The following is a 19,810-nucleotide window of genomic DNA, read 5'->3' as shown; positions in this document are numbered from 1 at the left end:
CCGTTTGTCATGTTGTGAACGATAGGGCGGGTTTGACGCCGCCCGTTGCCGATGGGATTTACTTACTCTGTAAACCCGATGCGCCTTGATATTTCTCGTGCGGGATTACTTGTCCGGTAGCGCATAGGCGATAATGTAGTCGCCGCGCATCGGTGATTGGCGTGCGCCCCCCGCATTGATGACAATGTACTGTTTGCCGGTTTTCGGCGAAAGGTAAGTCATCGGGCCGGATTGGCTCCCGACCGGCAAGCGCGATTTCCAAATCTCTTTACCGTTGGCGGTGTCAAAGGCGCGTAAATAGAAGTCTTGCGTGCCGGCGAAAAACAGAAGACCCGACTGCGTCGACAGCGGCGCGCCCAGCGTTGGCATGCCGATAGGGATCGGCATATGCATGCTGATGCCGAGCGGCCCGGTATCCTCGACTGTCCCGACAGGGACCTGCCACACCAATTTGCCGGTAGTCAGGTCCACGGCGGACATCGTGCCGAACGGCGGTTTCTGGCAGGGGATCCCCAGCGGGGAGAGGAACCGTTCTCGCAGGGCCCCGAACGGGGTGCCCTCCATCGGGACTATCCCCATTTCAATACCGCTGGCGTTGGTCGGCACCTTATCCCTCGGCACCAGATAATGCGCCAATCCCAGACGCATGTCGTTAACGAACATCAGATTATTGTGGGGATCCACGGCGACGCTGCCCCAGTTCATTCCTCCCAGGGAGCCTGGGTATTGCAGGGCGCGGTCTTCACCCGGCGGGGTGAAAATGCCTTGATAGCGCATTTCTTTAAACTGAATGCGGCATAACAGCAGGTCAATCGGCGTTGCGCCCCACATATCCGACTCTTTCAGTTGTTCATTGCCAATCATCGGCATCCCCACTGAGTACGGCTGGGTGGGGGAATAGCGTTCACCCTTGATAGCTCCCGTTGGCACCGGGCGTTCTTCAACTTGCGCGACGGGCTCGCCGGTCACGCGGTTGAGCATGAAAATCATGCCTTGCTTGCTGGTTTGCACCAGAACCGGCGTAATGCCGCCTTTGCCGTCGGGCAAATCGAACAACAGTGGCTGTGAGGGCAGATCGAAGTCCCACAAATCGTGGTGGGTCGTCTGATAGTGCCAGCGAACTTTGCCGGTAGCGGCGTCTATGGCGACGACGGCGGAGCTGTATTTATCGTCCAGCGCGCTGCGAGTGCCGCCGAAAAAGTCTGGCGTCGCGTTGCCTGTGGGTAAATAGATGAGGTTCAACCGCTTGTCATAGGACATGGCTGACCAGACATTCGGCGTGCCGCGAGTATAGGTTTGCCCCTCCGGCGGCAGGCCGCTCAGTTCAGGGTTGCCCGGATCCCAGGCCCACACGAGGTTGCCGGAGTGAACATCATAAGCTCGAACAACGCCGGGAGGCTCATCGGTGGAAAAGTTGTCCGCTACGCGTCCCCCCACGACGACGATTTCTCCGGCCACCAGCGGCGTGGAGGTTTGTTGATAATAGCCCGGTTTGATTTCGCCCATGCCGCTGCCGAGATCGACGGTACCGCGATCGCCAAAGGCGTCGCACAATTTCCCCGTGTCGGCATCAAGGGCGATGAGTCTGGCGTCAATCGTGGGCAGGAACAAACGACGCGAACAGATCGCGGGTGGGCGACTCGAGCCTGTTGCTGCAGGAGCGGCGTGATCCTCGTAGTAACCCAGGCCCCGGCAGCGCTGCCAGTTCGGCGAGGCGGCCTGCGGATCGAAACGCCATTTTTCTTTCCCGCTATCCACATCTAAAGCCAGCACTTTACTGTACGGGGTGCAGACATAAAGCGTGTCGCCGACCTGCAAAGGCGTATTCTGATCTTCCGCGCCCGAACCTTTGCTCACGGGAAGATCGCCGGTATGGGCAGTCCAGGCCACCTGCAAGCGGGAAACGTTCTGCTTGTTTATTTGATCAAGTGCGGCGAAGCGATCGCCGTGCGGGGTATTTCCCCAGTGCTCCCAATTCTTTTGTTGCTCGCCGGCGGCTACTGGAAATACGGGGATGGTTTTCGTCGCGCTGACCAGCGGTTGGGATCTGAACATCCACCCGAAGCTGACCCCCAACCCGATGGCCAGGATCGCCGCTAAGCCGAAAGCCGGGCCTTTTTTGGCCGAATGGCCGGGCATCAATGGCCAGGCGATAGCGCAAAGAAACGCTAAAACGCCGAGGGTGAAAAGGCGCGAGAACAGCGGCCAGTAATGCCAGCCGGCATCGGCGACGGCCCAAAACAGGGAGGCGACGAAGGCGATCGCGTACAGGATAATGCCGCTGCGACGGCGCCGGGCAATCAGTACGGCGGCGATAATCATCGCCAGACCCATCGCCACGAAATAAAACGTTCCGCCGACGAAGGCCAATCTGGCGCCGAGAAGGCAGATTGCCAGGCCGATAATGAACATCAATCCGGCAAGAAACCACAGGAGGTACTTCTTCCCGTCCCGCGTCCTGTGCGCTTTTTGCATATGAGCTCCTTAGTGATTTTTCTCTGAGGCGGTTAAAAAGGGGAATGAGGTGGCGTTGCGCCTTCCGGCTCAGGCGCCACGTGTTTGCAGCCGGAAGGCGTCTGTACCGAAGAAAGGAAGGGAGGGAATGTCATTCCCGCTATCCTGTCGTCGCTGTTCAAACGGGGGCTACTCCGCGCGTTCAGCGCATGTCATTTGAACGTGCGTCAAGGTAAGCCTTATACCCATGCCCTGCCGCTTGGCGAACTTGATGGCGCCCTTTGGCGACGATCATCGCCACCGTCAATAGCGCCGGCAGCGCCAGCACGGTGAAAATGGTGCTTAAGCTCCAACCGAGCGCCAGCATTTCAGCGCCGGCCAGCGCGCTCAATATGGCGCCCAAACGACCGATGCCGTGCATCCAGCTGGAGCCGGTAGCCCGGGCTTCGGTGGGATAAAAACTGGCCGACAGGGCGTTCATGCCGGTGTTGGCTCCTCCGATGCAGAATCCGATCGCCATCGCGCAGCCTCCCATCAGGACGGGGTAGCCCATCGCCGGCCCCATCAGCAGGGTGAACAGCGCCCCCATCCCATAAATGGACGCCAAAGCGCGATGCGGTTCGGACCTGTCCATCAGCCAGCCGGAAAACAGTGAGCCCAGCGTGCCGCCCGCCTGAAACAGGGCGGTGATGATCGCCGCTTGCGTGACGTTGAAGCCGCCGTCTTTAATCAGCAACGGCAGCCAGCTGCCCAACGTATAGAACAGAAACAGCGCGGAAAAATACGATCCCCACAGCATTAAACTGCCGAAACGGTACTGCGAGCTCACCACTAATTTGATGGGGTGCGCGCAGGCCTGGTTTGGCGGGGGCAATATGATGGTGCTGTACCGAAGATCGAGGTCGGGCGCCAGTTTCGCCAAAATCCGCTGAATTCCGTCGTTTTTCGCCCGTTTCTCCACCAGGAAACACACCGATTCGGGTAACGCCGCCATCAGCACGGGCGCGAACAGCAGGGGCAAGATCCCGCCGAGCAGCAGCACGGAATGCCAGCCGAAGCGTGGCATCAGCCAGGAGGCGGCGAATCCGCCCAAGGCGGCGCCAAAGGTGAAGCCGCAGAAGACCACGGTAATCAAGAAAGCGCGGCGCCGGGCAGGCGCGAATTCCGCCACCAGGGTGCCGACATTCGGCATGGCGGCGCCCAGCCCCAAGCCGGTGAGCAGGCGAAATAATATCATCTGCTCCATATTTTGAGAAAACGCCGTCACCAGCGTCCAAACGCCAAAAAAGAATACGCTGTTGATGATGACCACTTTGCGGCCGAACCTGTCTGACAATGGCCCGGAAAGCATCGCGCCCAGCGACAGGCCAATCAGCGCCGCGCTGATCACCAGCCCCAGCTCGCGATTAGTGATTTGCCAATCGGCCTTAAGCTCTGGCGCAATAAATCCCATGATAACGATATCGAATCCATCCAGAGCAATGATGCAAAAGCCGAGCAGCACGACCATCTTTTGCCATTTCCCTAAGGGGCGGCTGTCGATCAGCGCCCGAACATTGATTGCGTTGTTTCCCGACATGGGGGGCTCCCGGTGCAGTAGTTGAGTGTCATCACTATAAGCAGCCGTTGGTGGGGCAATAAATGTCGATTATCGAAATAATGTGCGTTTATCGGACGATGAGGTGAGAGGGAAGTGAGGGTGGAATGTTAACCTTATGTTATGAAAAGGGATTGCCGTGGGAATGGCTGAGCCGGAAGCGGTTGAGAGTGTGAGCGTGATCATTAATCTTTTCAGTAAGATGAAAGAATGAGCGGGCCTTGATGGCCCGCATGGTTAACGCATGGCGGTGAGCCGAACCGGGGCGTTGGCGGCCCCGAAGCCGCGGTAGCCGCCCCGACGTTCCAATAACTCGAAGAAGAAGCGCCCTTTCTCGTAGGCGACGGTATAGACGTGCAGTAATTCTCCACCTTGCTCGTCTCGATCGTAGAGCACATTGAACGCTTGCAGCTGCGAAAGGAAAACGGGATCAAGATCGAAACGCGCTCTGAGGTCTTGATAGTAGTTATCGGGGATGCGCAGCGTTTTTAATCCACGCTGCTGAGCCGCTTTCACGACGCTGAACAAATCATTACAGCCAAAGGCGACATGCTGTAATCCCGCGCCCTGATAGGTGGTTAATGCCTGGGCGATTTGGGTTTCCCGGCTCACCGACATATTCAGCGGCAGCCGGATGGCGTCGTTGGGGCTGCGCAACACGCGGCTGCGCACCAAACCCAACGGATCGGGCAGTTCCCACTCGTTGTCCTGCACAAAACCCGGCACGCTGCGCAGGAACATGATCCAGTTGCCGCAAGATTCGTCCGTCAGCGCTATCGCGAGGTGATCGATGCTCTGCAGTGCAGGCGGCGGCGCGCTGCGATGAGTCAGATGAAAATCGGTGTGATAAATATCGTTCTTGGGATCTTCGTCCGCCTCGACCAGATAAATCAGGCTGCCGTCCGGTGCGCACAGGGCGGGAATTTGCCGCTCGTTGGGGCCGGTTTCTCCTTGCCAGAGGGCGTAACCGTAGTCTTGCGCCCGTTGCAGTAAACGCGCTACGCCGCGAACCCGCCACGCCACGGCGCAAAGAGAAATGCCGTGCAAGTGATAATAGCCGCTGGCCTGACTTTCCGGCTGGGCATTCAGAATGACATTCACTTTGCCGTTGCGATAGAGGGCGACGCTTTTGGAGCGGTGTTCGCCGGCGTGAACCAATCCCAACTGCGTCAGCCATTGGCCCATCGCCAGCCCATCGCTGTGCGAGACGGCAAATTCGATAAACTCCAGCGCCAGCAAGGGGGGATGCGCTTCTGAATGAAATAATGAGTGTTCTATGAGCGAGGCCATGGCGTTGGGCAGCAGAGGCTGTTTGGCCAACCAGTCATAGGTTTGTTCCTCCAGCCACAACAACGATCGGAAACCGTCCTGAGCCGTGGGAAGCACCGGCGAGGCGCGGAAACCATCGTTAAATATCTCCAGCGACCAGGCGCCGCGATAGCCATGCGCGGAAAGTTGAGTCATGAATTGAGCCAGGTTCAGCTCCCCTTGGCCGGGGAAACAGCGGAAATGGCGGCTCCAGGCGAGCACGTCCATCTTCAGCAGCGGGGCGTCCGCCAGTTGTACAAACACAATTTTTTCGGGCGGGACTTCATCAAGGCCGTCAAGATTATCGCCGCGCGACAGGATATGAAAACTATCGAGAATGATCCCCAGCGCCGGATGGTCTACGGCCTTAACCCGCGCCCAGGCGTCGCGCCACAGGTTCACGTGACGCCCCCATGCCAGCGCTTCATAACCGACAGTAATATCATACTCGGCGGCCAACTCCGCCAACGCGCGCAAATCGCTCACTTGCGTGGCCATGTCTTCGCTGCTGTCGGGCGAGACATTACTGCAGAGCAGCATGCGCGAGCAGCCCAATTGCTGCATGACGTCGAACTTGCGCGCTGCGCGTGAAAGGTTCTGCGCCAGGCTTTCGCGCGGGCCGCCTTCGAAGTCCCGAAACGGCTGGAACAGCAAAATTTCCAGGCCCAGTTCGGCGCACAGATCACGGATTTGCGCCGGTGAACCGGGGTAATAGACCAGATCGTTATCGAAAATTTCGACGCCATCAAAGCCTGCGGCGGCGATAGCCCGCAGTTTTTCCGGCAGCGAGCCCGATACCGAGACCGTCGCGATAGAACGTTTCATCATTGCCTCCAGTTAAGCGGTCATGGATGACCTGAAAGCGACCATTCAGTAGCGAGGCGGACCACCGACGGGAATTGAAACCTGTTATGGACCAAATGAAATGTTTCGTCAATTCAGAACATTCCATGACTTTTGGTTATATAAAGCGATCGGTTTTCTCACTTTACTTTTACATATTGCGCTTCCTACACTCTGTCGACATGTACCCTCAAATAATAAGGATACCGGGATGAAAAGTGATTGGATGGCGCGAGAACTGGTGCATCGCGATTACAGCCATCACCCGCCTGCGCTGGCGCCGCTGTATAAAACCAGCGTGCTGCGATCGCCGCGCAATGCATTAATTTCATTGCAAAACTCGCTGTCTGAACTGACCGCACCCGTGTTCACGCCAACGGATATCGGCCCGATTGATCACGATCTGATTCTGAACTACGCCAAAGACGGCTTACCGATCGGCGAGCGGATCATCGTGCATGGATATGTGCGCGATGCCTTCGGGGCGCCGGTGCGCAACGCCCTGGTCGAGGTATGGCAGGCTAATGCGGGAGGGCGCTATCGTCACAAGAAGGATCAGTATCTGGCGCCTATCGATCCCAATTTTGGCGGCTGCGGCAGGATGCTGACCGACGACAACGGGTATTACTGTTTTCGCACCATCAAGCCGGGCCCGTACCCCTGGCGCAATCAGGTCAGCGACTGGCGTCCGGCGCATATTCACTTCTCGCTCTCCGGCGAGGCGTTCGCGCAGCGGTTGATCACGCAGATGTATTTCGAAGGCGATCCGTTGCTCGTTCGTTGCCCCATCTTGCAGTCGGTAGGCAGCGACGATGCGATGCGCACGCTGATTGCCGAGCTGGATATGCACGCCGCCGTGCCGCTGGACAGCCTGGCCTACCGCTTCGATCTGGTGCTGCGCGGCCATCGGGCCACGTGGTTTGAGAACCGTACACAGGGAGCCGCGTGATGAAAAAGTATTTGTCTGAAACGGCCTCGCAAACCGCCGGCCCTTATGTGCACATCGGTTTGGCGCCGCATGCCGCCGGTTTTGACATTTTTGAGCGTAATTTCACCCATGTGTTGACGCAACCGGAAACGCGCGGGGAACGCATCGTGGTGGAAGGGCATGTTTATGACGGTACCGGCACGCCGGTGCGAGACGCGCTGGTTGAAGTCTGGCAGGCCAACGCCGCCGGACGATATCAGCATCCCGCCGACGGCCAACGAGATAAACCCGACGACCCCGCTTTTCGCGGCTGGGGGCGAACCTGTTCGGATTTCACCAGCGGCCTGTGGCAATTTGAGACGATCAAACCGGGCAGAGTGATGGGGCGCGACGGCCGGCTGATGGCGCCTCATCTCAATTTATGGATCGTGGCCCGCGGCATCAACATCGGGTTGAACACGCGTCTTTACTTCGCCGACGAGCAGGCGGCGAACGCTGAAGATCCGGTGTTGAACCTCATTGAATGGGAGAAACGGCGCGGCACGTTATTGGCGCAAAGGCGGCAGCGCGGTGATCAGACGGTATACCATTTCGATATCTGGCTACAGGGCGAGAACGAGACCGTTTTTTTTGATATTTGACCTCCGTTCGCCCTGTGAATGAGCTTGCCGCGTTGGCGGCAAGTTAATACTATAAATCATGAACATGACTTCTCGCTTTAGCCAACGCATCCGCCTGCGTCATCTGCACGCCTTTGTCGCTACCGCGCAGCAGGGGACGCTGGTGCGCGCCGCACAGCAATTGGGCATCACGCAGCCCGCCCTCTCCAAAACGCTCAATGAACTGGAAAGCCTGGCCGGCGAGCGCCTGTTTTCGCGCAGCCGGCAGGGGGCAGAGCTGACCGCCGCCGGGGCGCGTTTCCTGCAGGATGCGGGGCGCGTTTTGGATGCGCTGAATGTGTTGGGGCGTACGGTCGCATCGGACAGTGAGGCGCTGCCGGCGCCGCTGCATATCGGGGCGCTGCCCACCACGCTGGTGAGTTTGGTCGCGCCGGTCGTGGTGGGGTTGCAGCAGCAATCGCCAGGTTGGCGCATACAGGTTTCGACGCTGGCCAACGATGCGCTGATGATGGCGGTGAGATCCGGGCAATTAACCTTAGGGATAGGGCGTATGTCAGACCCCTCTCGCATGGAGGGGCTCAATTTCGAGCTGCTGTATCATGAAACGCTGCGGCTGGTGGTTTCCCCCCATCATCCGCTGCTGCATGCGGATGTCACGCTGGCGGAGGCCCTGAGTTGGCCATTGGTGCTCTCACCGCGTGGGACCGTACCGCGCCAGAATGCGGAGGCGCTCATTGTCAGCCACGGGCTGGCCGTGCCGGAAGGCTGCGTCGAGACCTTGTCGGTCACGCTGGCGCGTTGCCTGACGTTGCAGTATGGCTATGTTTGGCTGGTGCCTTACGGCGCGGTGCGCGACGATCTGTTCGGCAATCACCTGCGTGCGCTGCCGTTGCCTACTCAGGGAATGGCAGAACCGTTGGGCATCATTACCCGGCAAGAGGCGTTCACGCCCCCTGAGCAGCAGCGCCTGGTCGCAGCGCTGCGTCAGAGAGTACTGGATGTGCCGGTATAAACGGCTGTTCTATTCGACCGGCGGCTGCCCGGCATCGTGTTCGGCAAAGACGGATTGCGCCAAATGAAAGGCGGCGTTCGAGGCGGGCAGGCCGCAGTAAAGCGCAGCATGCATCAGGACTTCTTTGAGCTCTTCGCGCGTGACGCCGTTGTTGAAGGCGGCTCGTATATGCATTTTCAGTTCAGCTTCGCGATTCAAGGCGATCAACATCGCGATGGTGATCAGGCTGCGGGTATGGCGCGACAGACCCGGACGCGTCCACATTTCCCCCCAGGCGTAGCGAGTGATGAAATGTTGAAATTCCTCGTTGAACGGCGACAGCGCCGCGAGGGTATTATCGACATGCTCATCGCCCAATACGGCTCTGCGCACCGCCATGCCTTGCTGGTAGCGTTGCCGCTGCGTGAGCTGTTCATCCAAAAAGGCCCGGAAAGTGCGATTGAATGCCCGCCAGGCCTCGACGCTGGAAAGGTGAGAGGCGGGCAAGATGACGCATTGAGCGCCGGGAATGCCCGCCACTAACGCTTTGGCATCATCGACGGTCGTTACCGCGTCGTCATGTCCGGCGATAATCAGCGTCGGCAAGAGGATCCCTTCCAGCTCGGCGCGTAAATCGGCGTTCGCCAATGCTTCGCAGCAAGCGGCATAGCTGTTGGGATCGCAGGCGGTCAGCTGTTGCAATAATGCTTGCACCCTGGCGGGGGCGGATTGGCAAAATGCCGGCGTGAACCAGCGTGATGCTGCGCCATCGCTGACGGCGGACATCCCGGACTGACGCACTTGCGCGGCGCGTTGTCGCCAATTCGCCGCCGTTCCAATTTTTGCTGCGCTATTGGCGATGGTCAACGTCAGCAAGCGCTCGGGATGAAAACGCGCCAGCCATAATCCCGTTAACCCCCCCATGGAGATACCGCAAAAATGGACGCGCTCAATCGCCAGAGCGTCCAGCAATGACAGCACCTGTCTGCCCAGCAGCGCCAGCGATCCGGGTTGTTCACCGGGCGGCGATGCGCCGTGGCCGGCAACGTCGTAGCGCAGAATGCGATAGTGGGAGATGAGCGCGTCGCGCTGCGGTTGCCACATTGCCAATGACGTCCCCAGCGAGTTGCTGAACAGAATGACCGGGGCGTTTTCGGGCCCTTCCAGGACATAATTCAACATCATTGCTCCTTTTCGGCCGATGCCAGAACTTGTTGAATGAAACGCTGTGCGCTGCCTGTGGCATTGGCCGGATCGAGCAGCGTCTCCAGAGCTTCCCGGCTGAGTCGGGAAGAGACTTCCGCATCGGCGCACAGCAGGGTTAACAGGGATTGCTGCGTTGCCTGAGCCTGGCGGCAACATTGCGCGATATGCTGGTGCGCCTGCTGGCTGCCGAGAAGCGGGGCTAAGGCCAGGGAAACCGATTCAGCCATGATCTGCCCCTGCGTCAGCGCCAGATTGCGCCGCATCGCCGCTTCATGCACCTCCAGGCCGTTAACGAGGTCAAGGCTTTGCGCCATTGCCGCTCCGCTCAGCACCAGGAGCTGCGGCAGGCTTTGCCACTCGGCCTGCCAGCCTCCCAGCGCGCGTTCGTGCTCTTGCACCTGGCCGGCATACAATCCCGCCATCAGCGCAGGCAAACGGTTAGCCGCGCTGAGGATGGCGGCGCAGAGTACCGGATTACGCTTATGCGGCATGGTGGAGGAGCCGCCGCGACCCGGGGCAGAAGGTTCGCTGATTTCAGCGACCTCGGTTTGCATCAACAGCGACATGTCACGCGCCAGCTTGCCGAGCGTGCCCGTGAGTCCGGCATACCAGCCGGCCAGTTCCAGCAACCGGTCGCGTTGGGTATGCCACGGCGTGGCGCTGCGCGGCAGCGCCAGCGCTTCCGCCAGCGCCTGCTCGACGCGTTCTCCCTGCTCGCCGAATGAGGCGAGCGTGCCGGCGGCACCGCCGAATTGCAGCGCCAGCACGCGTGGCCGCATCTCAGCCAGACGAACCCGAAAGCGCAGCAAGGCGTCCAGCGTGCCGGCCAGCTTCAGCCCCAGCGTCGTGGGTAACGCGTGTTGCAGCCAGGTGCGGCCGACCATTAACGTTGCGCTATGGCGCCGACATTGCGCCGTCAGCGCCGCAATCAGATGATTGAGCAGCGTGTCGGTTTGGTTGAGCGCGCTGCGCAGTTGCAGCACCAGCCCGCTGTCAATCGCATCCTGACTGGTTGCCCCCCAGTGAACGAAGCGCGCCGCGTCCTGCGAGCGTTGAGCCACCAGCGCCGTCAACTGTTTGACGAGCGGAATCGCTAAGTTGCCCGCCAATCCGGCGGACTGCGCCAGCGCGGCGGCGTCGAGTTTTTCCGCCCGGCAGTGGCTGCGTATGATTCGAGCCGACTCGTCATCGATAATCCCTGCAGATGCCAGGGCTTGCGCCAGGCCGGCTTCGAAATCGAGCATGCCCTGTAGCAGGGCCGTATCGCTGAAGCAGGGCGTTAATGGCGACGTCATAAACATTGCGCTATAGAGTGACATTGGTTATATCCGTTCCAGAATCAAGGCGACGCCCTGCCCAACACCTACGCACATGGTGCACAGGGCAAAGCGCCCGCCGGTGCGACGCAGCTGATAAGCGGCGGTCATGGCCAGCCTGCCGCCGGATGCGCCCAGAGGATGGCCCAGCGCGATGGCGCCGCCGTTAGGGTTGACCTGTTCCGCATCATCCGGTAACCCCAGGGCGCGCGTCACGGCCAGCGCCTGGGCGGCAAAGGCTTCATTCAACTCGATGACGTCAATTTGCGCCAGGCTCAAACCGGTTTGCGCCAGTACCTTGCGAACCGCGGGAACCGGCCCGTAACCCATGATGCGCGGCTCTACGCCGCAGGCGGACATGGCGACCACCCGCGCCAGCGGGGCGAGTCCATACTGCACCGCCGCGCGTTCGCTGGCAATGAGCAGGGCGCTGGCCCCGTCGTTGATGCCCGAGGCGTTGCCGGCGGTGACGCTCCCCTCGGCGTGTACGACGCCTTTCAGTGCGGACAGCGCGGCCAAAGAGGTGCTGCGGGGATGTTCGTCGCGAACCAAGTTGAGCGGTTCGCCTTTGCGTTGCGGAATGCTGACGGCGATCAGTTCCTCATCAAACAGGCCCAGCTCCTGAGCGCGGGCGGTGCGTTGTTGGCTGCGCAATGCAAAGGCGTCTTGATCGGCGCGGCTGACGGCGAATTCGCGAGCCACATTTTCGGCGGTTTCAGGCATGGTTTCGACACCGAACTGAGCGCGCATTTGCGGGTTGATAAAGCGCCATCCCATCGTCGTATCTTCCATTTTCAGCGATCGGCTGAAGGCGCTGTCCGCTTTGCCGGTGACAAAGGGCGCGCGCGACATGCTTTCCACGCCGCCCGCGATGATGACCTCCGCTTCGCCGCATTTAATGGCGCGCGCCGCCATCCCTACCGCGTCCAATCCCGAACCGCACAGGCGATTGAGGGTGGTGCCCGGCACGGAGTGCGGCAATCCGGCCAGCAGCAGCGCCATTCGCGCCACGTTGCGGTTGTCTTCACCGGCCTGGTTGGCGCACCCCAGAATAACGTCATCAATGGCCTGGGGATCCAGCTGCGGCAGCCTGGCAAGCAGCGCCTTCAGGGGCAGAGCGGCCAAATCGTCGGCGCGCAGCGCGGATAATGCGCCGCCGTAACGGCCAAAGGGCGTACGAACGGCATCGCAGATTAAAGCCTGTTGCATGGCGATTTCCTCAAGCGGGGATCAGGTCAGATTGCAGTAAACGTATCGGGGTTAACGCTTGCAGCGCGTCAAAGGTGAGCCCCGGACACAGCTCCAGCACCTGCGGGCCGTCCGGGGTGATATCAAGGATTGCCATATCCGAATAGATGCGGCTGACGCAGGCCAACCCGGTCAACGGGTAGCTGCACTGTTCCACCAGCTTGCATTCGCCGGTCTTGGTCAGGTAGTCCATCATCACATAGACTTTGCGCGCGCCGATGGCCAGATCCATGGCGCCGCCCACCGCCGGGATCGCGTCTTCGGCGCCGGTGCTCCAGTTGGCCAGATCGCCGGCAGCCGAGACCTGATACGCCCCCATCACGCAGATATCGAGATGGCCGCCGCGCATCATGGTAAAAGAGTCGGCGTGATGGAAATAACTGCCGCCGGGCAGCAAGGTCACCAGCTCTTTGCCGGCGTTGATGAGTTCCGGATCTTCTTCGCCCGGCGCAGGTGACGGCCCCATGCCGAGCAGGCCGTTTTCGCTGTGCAGAATCACTTCTTTGTCGGCGGGCAGGTAGTTAGCGATGCGGGTCGGCAGCCCGATTCCGAGGTTGACGTAGGCGCCTTCCGGAATATCGCGCGCCACCCGTTGGGCTAATTGGTCGCGGGTTAATTTTTGCATGTTCTACTCCTCAGGCAGAGAGGGAAAAGGTCGCGGGGCGCGCCACCGCCACCAGGCGCTGGACGAAGATGCCCGGCGTTATCACGTTTTCCGGATCCAGTGCGCCCAACGGCACCAATTCAGCCACCTGCGCTATCGTCGTGGCGGCGGCCATCGCCATCACCGGGCCAAAATTACGCGCCGCTTTGCGGTAAACCAGATTGCCCCAGCGGTCACCCCGATGGGCCTTTATCAAGGCGAAATCCGCCTTCAAGGGCGTTTCAAACACGTAATGACGCCCGTCGATTTCACGCGTTTCTTTGCCTTGCGCCAGCGGCGTGCCAAAGGCGGTTGGGGTGAAAATGCCGCCCAACCCGCTGCCGGCGGCCTGCATGCGGGCCGCCAGGTTGCCCTGCGGCACCAGTTCCAGTTCGATCGCGCCGCGGCGATAAAGATCGTCGAAGACCCACGAATCGGCCTGGCGCGGGAAGGAGCAAATCATCTTTCGCACACAGCCGGTCTTGAGCAGCGCCGCGAGGCCGCTGTCGCCGTTGCCGGCGTTATTGCTGATTACCGTCAGCTCGCGGGCACCGCGTCCAATCAGCGCATCGATCAGTTCCAGCGGCTGTCCCGCGGGGCCAAAGCCGCCAATCATGATGCTCGCGCCGTCCGGAATGATGGACACGGCATCTTCCAGGGTGGCCACACTTTTATCGATCATCTGTTGTTCCTTTTGTTCGATGCCCGCCGGGGGGAGTGTCTATCGTCAATGGGAAAAGTAGATCGTCCCTTTCAGGCAAACAATACCGATTATCGAAAAAGTGTGCGATTATCGGCTATTGTTTAACAAAGGTTCGCAGGCTGTGATCGTCGGCACACCGAAATTTCAGGCAGACAGCGGGGTAACGAGAATGGAAAAAGGACAGGAAATTACGCGCAGCAGCACCGATCCCTGGAAGGGGGATCCCGACTTTATGGCCTCTTTGGCGCGAGGATTGGAAGTCCTGCAGGCTTTTACGCCGCAGCGGCGGCTGATGTCGGTATCGCAGATTAGCCAGCGTACCGGCATTCCGCGCGCGGCGGTGCGCCGCTGCCTTTATACCCTGAGTAAGCTGGGCTTTGTGTACGCGGAAGACGGCAAGAATTATGAGCTGCGCCCGCGCGTCTTGTCGCTGGGCCATAACTGGCTGGCGGCTTCGCCGTTGGCCAACGCCGCGCAACCGGTGTTGAGGCAACTCAGCCAGACGCTCAATGAGTCCTGTTCCATGGCCATATTGGACGGTGATGACATTCTTTATATCGCCCGCGCATCGACTTCGCGGATCATGACCATCGATTTGCACGTCGGCAGTCGCTTACCTGCCAGCACGACGTCGATGGGGCGGGTTCTGCTGAGCGGGCTCGCCAATGAGCCGTTGAATGACTATTTGGCGCGGCTGACGCAACTGCGTTACACCAGCCATACCCTGGTGAGCGTTAGCGCATTGCGGGAAGAGCTGGCGCGCGTGCGTCAGCAGGGATATGCCATCAACGATCAGGAACTGGAGATTGGCCTGCGTTCACTGGCGGTGCCGCTCACCACGCCGGACGGCCGTATCGCCGCGGCGTTGAACGTCGGTGTGCATGCCAGCCAGGTTTCCGCAGAGCGTTTGTATCAGCACCACTTGCCTTTATTGCGCTCGGCCGCCGAAGAGATATCGCTGCTGTTGCACGATTAATCTTGAACTTTGGGTACCTGCCGGAGTTAACGCCGGTTTTTTACCGCGCCAGGTGAGTCATGCGGTGTTGTACTGTTGCCCGCGGGTAAGGTAATTTGCTGTTGGCAAAGATGACTGACGCGGGGGCCAACGGACATGAACGAGAAAATCGACTATCACATCGAGAAATACCATTTCGCGCCGCTGGATGAGGCCCCGCGGCTTGCGCGCCAGTGGAGCGAGGTGTTGAACGAGTGCCGCGAGACGCAAGCGGGCGCGGAAGAGCGCCTGCGCATTGCGTTGCTCAACGTGGACTATGTGACCAGTTTCGAATTGCCGTTTCGCTTATTGCTGGTGCGGGCGCCGCAGTTGATCGCCGGCCTGCGCGATGAGCTGTCGATCAGTCAAAAAAATGTGGTGTTCAACGGCAAGCGTTTCGGCTGTGTCTACAGCCTGAAAAGCGATTTGAGCGGCGTGCCGGAGGCTTTTCAGTACAGCCTGTCGACCCGTATTCATCGAACCTCGGCGTCGGGCGTGGACGCGCTGCCTTACCGGGAAATCGCCAAGGCGCTCAAAGCGCCGCGTGAGCGGCTCAAGCTGGCGCTGGAGCAGGGGCTGCCGGTAACGGCGCTGGATGGATTGTTCTGGTTCGGCATCCAGCGCATTGCCGCCGAGGTGCGCAGGCTAAGAAAAACCGGCATGGCGATCGTGACGGCGGAAACCGAAATCTTCGACACCCTGACCGGCACGACGCGCAAGGTCCCGGTGTACCGCCAGGCCGAGAGTTAATGGCCGATAGCCGGCGGTTCAGACTATAAAGCTTGATTCCCGCCGGGCTTTGCCTGGCTCTTCCAGGTTCTTTTTTACCCGCATCTCCTCGCCGCTCGGCAAGCAAACCGACGCGACGTATTCCTCAAACCTGAACCGTGTTCGTTCTGCCGCTGCACAACGCAAACGACGGGCCACCGCCGATAGCCGGTGCCACGATGGTGTTTCCGGTCGGCGGCGCCGTTTGCCGCCCACCTTTGGCTAACATCGACGAGGGTTTGAAGGAGAAGAGTATGTTGAAACGTTTTGCACTGCTGTGCTGGTGCCTGATCGGCGCCAACGCTCTGGCGGCGGGCCCCAACGCCAATATCAAGTATTACGGCTATGACTGGCTGGACTTTTATGAAACTGCCACGCCGTCTTTCAGCGCCACAGAGGCGCTTAAGGCGATTACCGGCACCGGCTTCAGTATGACCAATCTGAACGTGGTGCACACGTTGGCAAGCCTCAATCTGCCCGTTTGCGCCGGTGGCACCTGCGCCGTGAACATTCAGGCTGGTTCGGGTGCGGTCTCGGGATCGCCGTTTATCGATATCTGCCCTGGCGCAGACTCGAACGGCAGTTGTCAGGCCGCGGGTTCCTGGAACGCCATTTGGACGGCGGTGAAAAAGATCGCCGAAGCCAAACATAAGCCCGGCGCCATTTATTTTATCGATGAGCCGTTCGACGTTCCCGCGTTACAGACCGCGGGGAAATACGACGCTTACCAATATTCAAGCTATGTTTGCACCCTGCGGCAGGCCATGCAGCAGTATGGCGTCGCGATCCCCATCTACACCATCTTGTCCTACCGGCATGCCAACAACGCCGAATGGATCCGTGAAATACAGCAGGGCGCGCCTGCGACCGCGTGTCCGGCCAACGTAAAAAGCACGCCCGATTGGGTTGGGGTGGATAACTACAACTGGTCGGTGGCGGATATGTGGAGTACCTACAACCGCCTGGCGCCGATAAGCGCAGCCGGACAAAAGTGGGTGTTGGTACCGCCTTCCACGGCATCGTTAGGAATGAACGACCAGCAACTGCATGCGCAAATTCAACTGTATTGGGATTTTATTAACCAATATCCCAATGCGCCTGTGGTTTACATCATGAACTGGCGGTTTGATCGCGAGGTCACCGAGAACCGTGCAGCCTACCCTCAATCGACCGCCTTACTGTCTTTCATGGCGAACACGCTGCTTGCCAAACCTTAGGCATGCAAAAAGGAGGTTCGAATCAGGAACCTCCTCTATAGTGCCGCTTACCGATAGGCTTCATTGCGCGCGATCGCGTATTTCCCGCTGCCCAGCAGCAGGATGACGACCCCACCCATAAAGAACACCAGTTCGTTTTCAATGCCCCAGGCGCCGACATCTGTGACGGTAAACACCTTGCCGGTGCCCACCATCAGAAACGCCACCACCAGCGTGAGGGCGTAAACCAGCGCGGCGGGGCGGGTGAACAGCCCCAAAACGATCAGTATCGGCGCCAGGATCTCCCCAACATACACGCCATAGGCAATGAAGGCGGGCAGCCCCTGTTGTTGTAACGCATCGGCGATCCAGCCGATGCCATGCTGAATTTTTGCCACGCCGTGAAACAGCATCAACCCGCCGAAGGTCAGTCTGAGCGCCAACTTACCGGCGTCCGGGCGATCAAAAAGGCGCGTGAATGCCGCATTCAGTGACTTAACCATGACCCTTCCTCCTGAATAGGAATGATTTTCAATCAATATATCAGCAAGGTGAATGCGAAAGATGTTCTGGATCAGTAAAACGGCGGGCTTTACGCCGAATCAGCGGGCGAGGTTCGGCGGGCATTGCGCACGGCAACGCAGGCTGTCCCCGCGACCCAAATCGCGGTAAAATGCAGCAGTTCACCCTATCGCATTCCATCAGGCCGTCGAACCCGCTATGAAAACGCGCAAACCGCGCCGTCCGCCCGGGCGGTGGATCTATTACATCCTGCATGAAGACATGCTGTGGCCCTGCCCGGTCAAATGGGAGTGGGAGAGCGGCTATAACGCCTGGCTGCCGTTTTACTATTCCCCCACGCTGGAGTTCGTCGCCGGCAACCCCGCCCGCGCCACCAAGGTCAGCAGCGGCCGGCGCTAAGCGTGTAGCCCGCCTTGCCGCCCGGCATCCGCTCACCTAAGATCATTGCATCACCCACAGGTTTCCGGGAGCGCCCATGTCTACTCTGTTTCGCACTTCTCTTTGCGGCGCGGTGGCGTTGCTGCTGCTTGCGGGTTGTCAGCAGACGGCGCATAAACCGGCGCCGCCGCTGCAGGCGCAGTTGGATCACATCGCTCTGATGCTGGCCGGCGGGCATTTCCTGCGCGTGGCGTGCGGGCGCAGCGAAGTGCCGGACGATGTGAAATTGCAGCGCACCGCGATGCGTACGGCGCAGCACCGCGGCTGGGACACGCATGCGGCAGGGTATCGGCAGCTGCCGGCGCTCACCCAGGCGCGCTATCTGGCTCTGCAACAGGATAATCAGCTGCTGACGGATAAATGCGCCACGCTCAGCCGCAGCACCGCGCGCTTTATCGCGGCGGCGCAGGCCGATCAGGAAGACTACATGGAGTAGCGTTGCGGCAAGCCTGTCGGGTGCTCGTCACGGGCGCCCAAAAATTCTTTGCAGGATAACGATTTATCGATCATCATTTGAAATGATGTTTCACTTTTATCCACCGAGCCCACCTTGAACCTGTATGCCGCCCTGCGTCAGCGCGTGGAAAATACGCCCTGGTACGCCAAACGGAAAAGCTACCGCGTGCTGTTCTGGCGCGAGATCACGCCGCTGGCGGTGCCGATCTTCCTGGAGAACGCCTGCGTGCTGCTGATGGGGGTGCTGAGCACCTTTCTGGTGAGCTGGCTCGGCAAAGAGGCGATGGCCGGGGTGGGGCTGGCGGACAGCTTCAACATGGTGATCATCGCCTTTTTCGCCGCGGTGGATCTCGGCACCACCGTGGTGGTGGCCTTCAGCCTCGGCAAGCGGGATCGCAGGCGCGCGCGGGCGGCGGCGCGTCAGTCGCTGGTCTTGATGACCGGCGTGGCGCTGCTGTTGGCGGCGGGCATTCATCTGGCGGGCGAACCGATCATCGATGTGATCGCCGGCGCGGCCTCGCCGGAAGTGAAAGCGCTGGCGCTCTCTTACCTGCAGACCACGGTGTGGAGCTACCCGGCGGCGGCGATTGCGCTGATCGGCAGCGGCGCCCTGCGCGGCGCGGGCAACACCAAGATCCCGCTGCTGATCAATGGCGGCATGAATATCCTCAATATCATCATCAGCAGCATCCTGATTTACGGCATGCTGGGTTGGCACGGGCTGGGCTTCGTCGGCGCCGGGCTGGGGCTGACGATTTCCCGCTATATCGGCGCCATCGCCATTCTCTATGTGCTGGCGATCGGTTTTAACCCGGCGCTGCACATCACGCTGAAAAGCTATTTCACGCCGCTGAAGATGAGCATCCTGTGGGAAGTGCTGGGGATCGGCATTCCCGCCAGCGTTGAATCGGTATTGTTCAACGGCGGCAAGCTGTTGACGCAGATGTTCGTCGCCGGCATGGGCACCAACGTGATCGCCGGTAACTTCATCGCCTTCTCCATCGCTTCGTTGATCAACTTGCCGGGCAACGCGTTGGGATCGGCCTCGACCATCATCGTCGGCCGGCGGCTCGGCAAAGGCGAGATCGGCCAGGCGGAGCGGCAGCTGCGCCATATTTTCTGGCTGTCTACCCTTGGGCTAACCGCCATCGCCTGGGGCACGGCGCCGCTGGCCGGGGTATTCGCCGCGTTTTATACCTCGCAGGATGACGTGAAATCGGTGGTGAAAACCCTGATTTGGCTCAACGCCGCCTTTATGCCGATCTGGGCCGCTTCCTGGGTGTTGCCTGCCGGGCTGAAAGGCGCGCGCGATGCCCGCTTTGCCATGTGGGTGACGATGCTGGGCATGTGGGGCTGCCGCGTGGTGGCGGGCTACGCGCTGGGCATTGAACTGGGCATGGGCGTGGTGGGCGTCTGGTTGGGGATGTTCCTCGATTGGGCAGTGCGCGGCGCCTTGTTCTATTGGCGCATGGTCAGCGGGCGCTGGCTGTGGAAATATCCGCGGATGAGGCGAGAGAGGAAAGGTTAACCGTGTATTATCGGGAAACTGCCGGCGCCGATTGAACGGCCGCCGACAAGA

Annotated in this window: 18 protein-coding genes; 9 read left to right on the top strand and 9 right to left on the bottom strand. The window is 60.0% G+C overall.

The annotated features are described in order from the left end of the window. Nucleotides 1–105 precede the first annotated feature (105 nt). The 3 genes from SSARUM_RS15240 to SSARUM_RS15230 all read right to left on the bottom strand — a co-directional run bounded on the left by SSARUM_RS15240 (nucleotide 106) and on the right by SSARUM_RS15230 (nucleotide 6,184). Nucleotides 106–2,475, bottom strand: a complete 2,370-nt coding sequence (locus tag SSARUM_RS15240; RefSeq protein ID WP_049211382.1) for a glucose/quinate/shikimate family membrane-bound PQQ-dependent dehydrogenase — start codon at nucleotides 2,473–2,475, stop codon at nucleotides 106–108. A gap of 181 nt (nucleotides 2,476–2,656) precedes the next feature. Then, nucleotides 2,657–4,033 (bottom strand): MFS transporter, encoded by a 1,377-nt coding sequence (locus SSARUM_RS15235; protein ID WP_049211384.1) that lies wholly within the window; start codon nucleotides 4,031–4,033, stop codon nucleotides 2,657–2,659. Nucleotides 4,034–4,288: 255 nt separating this feature from the next. Further along, complete coding sequence (locus SSARUM_RS15230; RefSeq protein WP_033635145.1) at nucleotides 4,289–6,184, bottom strand: bifunctional sugar phosphate isomerase/epimerase/4-hydroxyphenylpyruvate dioxygenase family protein; 1,896 nt, start codon at nucleotides 6,182–6,184, stop codon at nucleotides 4,289–4,291. A 229-nt stretch (nucleotides 6,185–6,413) separates the two neighbouring features. Between SSARUM_RS15230 and pcaH the strand changes: the two genes are divergently transcribed. Genes pcaH through SSARUM_RS15215 form a run of 3 tightly spaced genes read left to right on the top strand, consistent with a single transcriptional unit; the run spans nucleotide 6,414 to nucleotide 8,762 of the window. Further along, nucleotides 6,414–7,151 carry a protocatechuate 3,4-dioxygenase subunit beta gene (gene pcaH, locus SSARUM_RS15225; RefSeq protein WP_033647894.1) on the top strand — a complete coding sequence of 246 codons (738 nt, stop codon included), beginning with the start codon at nucleotides 6,414–6,416 and terminating at the stop codon, nucleotides 7,149–7,151. Continuing rightward, the gene (pcaG, locus tag SSARUM_RS15220; RefSeq protein WP_033635143.1) at nucleotides 7,151–7,771 is read left to right on the top strand and encodes a protocatechuate 3,4-dioxygenase subunit alpha; all 621 of its coding nucleotides are present in this window, start codon (nucleotides 7,151–7,153) and stop codon (nucleotides 7,769–7,771) included. The genes pcaH and pcaG overlap by 1 nt, the downstream gene beginning before the upstream one ends. Before the next feature lie 58 nt (nucleotides 7,772–7,829). Next, nucleotides 7,830–8,762 carry a LysR substrate-binding domain-containing protein gene (locus SSARUM_RS15215; RefSeq protein WP_060430278.1) on the top strand — a complete coding sequence of 311 codons (933 nt, stop codon included), beginning with the start codon at nucleotides 7,830–7,832 and terminating at the stop codon, nucleotides 8,760–8,762. 9 nt (nucleotides 8,763–8,771) lie between these two features. On the opposite strand, the gene pcaDC is transcribed toward SSARUM_RS15215, so the two are convergent. From pcaDC to SSARUM_RS15185, 5 genes are read right to left on the bottom strand one after another with little or no spacing between them, the layout of a single operon-like run. Then, the gene (gene pcaDC / locus SSARUM_RS24675) at nucleotides 8,772–9,926 is read right to left on the bottom strand and encodes a bifunctional 3-oxoadipate enol-lactonase/4-carboxymuconolactone decarboxylase PcaDC (protein ID WP_060430276.1); all 1,155 of its coding nucleotides are present in this window, start codon (nucleotides 9,924–9,926) and stop codon (nucleotides 8,772–8,774) included. Continuing rightward, nucleotides 9,923–11,266 (bottom strand): 3-carboxy-cis,cis-muconate cycloisomerase, encoded by a 1,344-nt coding sequence (pcaB, locus tag SSARUM_RS15200; protein ID WP_049211392.1) that lies wholly within the window; start codon nucleotides 11,264–11,266, stop codon nucleotides 9,923–9,925. The genes pcaDC and pcaB overlap by 4 nt, the downstream gene beginning before the upstream one ends. Before the next feature lie 3 nt (nucleotides 11,267–11,269). Then, entirely contained in the window at nucleotides 11,270–12,472 is a 1,203-nt protein-coding gene (gene pcaF, locus SSARUM_RS15195) for a 3-oxoadipyl-CoA thiolase (RefSeq protein ID WP_060430274.1), read from the bottom strand. 10 nt (nucleotides 12,473–12,482) lie between these two features. Beyond that, nucleotides 12,483–13,136: a 3-oxoacid CoA-transferase subunit B gene (locus SSARUM_RS15190; RefSeq protein WP_039565321.1), complete on the bottom strand. Its 654-nt coding sequence runs from the start codon at nucleotides 13,134–13,136 to the stop codon at nucleotides 12,483–12,485. Nucleotides 13,137–13,146: 10 nt separating this feature from the next. After that, nucleotides 13,147–13,836: a 3-oxoacid CoA-transferase subunit A gene (locus tag SSARUM_RS15185; RefSeq protein WP_039565323.1), complete on the bottom strand. Its 690-nt coding sequence runs from the start codon at nucleotides 13,834–13,836 to the stop codon at nucleotides 13,147–13,149. A 190-nt stretch (nucleotides 13,837–14,026) separates the two neighbouring features. Between SSARUM_RS15185 and SSARUM_RS15180 the strand changes: the two genes are divergently transcribed. The 3 genes from SSARUM_RS15180 to SSARUM_RS15170 all read left to right on the top strand — a co-directional run bounded on the left by SSARUM_RS15180 (nucleotide 14,027) and on the right by SSARUM_RS15170 (nucleotide 16,836). Next, the gene (locus tag SSARUM_RS15180; protein ID WP_033635136.1) at nucleotides 14,027–14,833 is read left to right on the top strand and encodes an IclR family transcriptional regulator domain-containing protein; all 807 of its coding nucleotides are present in this window, start codon (nucleotides 14,027–14,029) and stop codon (nucleotides 14,831–14,833) included. 135 nt (nucleotides 14,834–14,968) lie between these two features. Continuing rightward, nucleotides 14,969–15,601 (top strand): ECs1377 family protein, encoded by a 633-nt coding sequence (locus SSARUM_RS15175; protein ID WP_039565325.1) that lies wholly within the window; start codon nucleotides 14,969–14,971, stop codon nucleotides 15,599–15,601. A gap of 272 nt (nucleotides 15,602–15,873) precedes the next feature. Further along, a complete protein-coding gene (locus tag SSARUM_RS15170) occupies nucleotides 15,874–16,836 on the top strand; it encodes a hypothetical protein (protein WP_033635134.1) in 963 nt (320 codons plus the stop codon). Between the two features lie 47 nt (nucleotides 16,837–16,883). Here SSARUM_RS15170 and SSARUM_RS15165 read toward each other — a convergent pair whose 3' ends face one another. Beyond that, nucleotides 16,884–17,318, bottom strand: coding sequence for a DoxX family protein (locus tag SSARUM_RS15165; protein ID WP_039565328.1), 435 nt, complete (start codon nucleotides 17,316–17,318; stop codon nucleotides 16,884–16,886). Nucleotides 17,319–17,535: 217 nt separating this feature from the next. Between SSARUM_RS15165 and SSARUM_RS15160 the strand changes: the two genes are divergently transcribed. From SSARUM_RS15160 to SSARUM_RS15150, 3 genes are all read left to right on the top strand, one after another. Next, the gene (locus SSARUM_RS15160) at nucleotides 17,536–17,736 is read left to right on the top strand and encodes a hypothetical protein (RefSeq protein WP_015378375.1); all 201 of its coding nucleotides are present in this window, start codon (nucleotides 17,536–17,538) and stop codon (nucleotides 17,734–17,736) included. 76 nt (nucleotides 17,737–17,812) lie between these two features. Next, a complete protein-coding gene (gspS, locus tag SSARUM_RS15155; RefSeq protein WP_033635132.1) occupies nucleotides 17,813–18,211 on the top strand; it encodes a type II secretion system pilot lipoprotein GspS in 399 nt (132 codons plus the stop codon). A gap of 114 nt (nucleotides 18,212–18,325) precedes the next feature. Beyond that, a complete protein-coding gene (locus SSARUM_RS15150; protein ID WP_033653553.1) occupies nucleotides 18,326–19,759 on the top strand; it encodes an EmmdR/YeeO family multidrug/toxin efflux MATE transporter in 1,434 nt (477 codons plus the stop codon). The last annotated feature ends 51 nt before the right edge of the window (nucleotides 19,760–19,810 follow it).

The sequence above is a fragment of the Serratia sarumanii genome (genome assembly GCF_029962605.1).
GTDB classification, from domain to species: domain Bacteria; phylum Pseudomonadota; class Gammaproteobacteria; order Enterobacterales; family Enterobacteriaceae; genus Serratia; species Serratia sarumanii.
The sequence above is the reverse complement of the archived record's forward strand: the minus strand, read 5'-3'. Positions and strand labels throughout refer to the sequence as shown.

Coding starts and splice junctions, on each gene's coding strand:
- SSARUM_RS15240 (WP_049211382.1), bottom strand. CDS start 2,475: ATGCAAAAAGCGCACAGGACGCGGGACGGGAAGAAGTACCTCCTGTGG.
- SSARUM_RS15235 (WP_049211384.1), bottom strand. CDS start 4,033: ATGTCGGGAAACAACGCAATCAATGTTCGGGCGCTGATCGACAGCCGC.
- SSARUM_RS15230 (WP_033635145.1), bottom strand. CDS start 6,184: ATGAAACGTTCTATCGCGACGGTCTCGGTATCGGGCTCGCTGCCGGAA.
- pcaH (WP_033647894.1), top strand. CDS start 6,414: ATGAAAAGTGATTGGATGGCGCGAGAACTGGTGCATCGCGATTACAGC.
- pcaG (WP_033635143.1), top strand. CDS start 7,151: ATGAAAAAGTATTTGTCTGAAACGGCCTCGCAAACCGCCGGCCCTTAT.
- SSARUM_RS15215 (WP_060430278.1), top strand. CDS start 7,830: ATGAACATGACTTCTCGCTTTAGCCAACGCATCCGCCTGCGTCATCTG.
- pcaDC (WP_060430276.1), bottom strand. CDS start 9,926: ATGATGTTGAATTATGTCCTGGAAGGGCCCGAAAACGCCCCGGTCATT.
- pcaB (WP_049211392.1), bottom strand. CDS start 11,266: ATGTCACTCTATAGCGCAATGTTTATGACGTCGCCATTAACGCCCTGC.
- pcaF (WP_060430274.1), bottom strand. CDS start 12,472: ATGCAACAGGCTTTAATCTGCGATGCCGTTCGTACGCCCTTTGGCCGT.
- SSARUM_RS15190 (WP_039565321.1), bottom strand. CDS start 13,136: ATGCAAAAATTAACCCGCGACCAATTAGCCCAACGGGTGGCGCGCGAT.
- SSARUM_RS15185 (WP_039565323.1), bottom strand. CDS start 13,836: ATGATCGATAAAAGTGTGGCCACCCTGGAAGATGCCGTGTCCATCATT.
- SSARUM_RS15180 (WP_033635136.1), top strand. CDS start 14,027: ATGGAAAAAGGACAGGAAATTACGCGCAGCAGCACCGATCCCTGGAAG.
- SSARUM_RS15175 (WP_039565325.1), top strand. CDS start 14,969: ATGAACGAGAAAATCGACTATCACATCGAGAAATACCATTTCGCGCCG.
- SSARUM_RS15170 (WP_033635134.1), top strand. CDS start 15,874: ATGTTGAAACGTTTTGCACTGCTGTGCTGGTGCCTGATCGGCGCCAAC.
- SSARUM_RS15165 (WP_039565328.1), bottom strand. CDS start 17,318: ATGGTTAAGTCACTGAATGCGGCATTCACGCGCCTTTTTGATCGCCCG.
- SSARUM_RS15160 (WP_015378375.1), top strand. CDS start 17,536: ATGAAAACGCGCAAACCGCGCCGTCCGCCCGGGCGGTGGATCTATTAC.
- gspS (WP_033635132.1), top strand. CDS start 17,813: ATGTCTACTCTGTTTCGCACTTCTCTTTGCGGCGCGGTGGCGTTGCTG.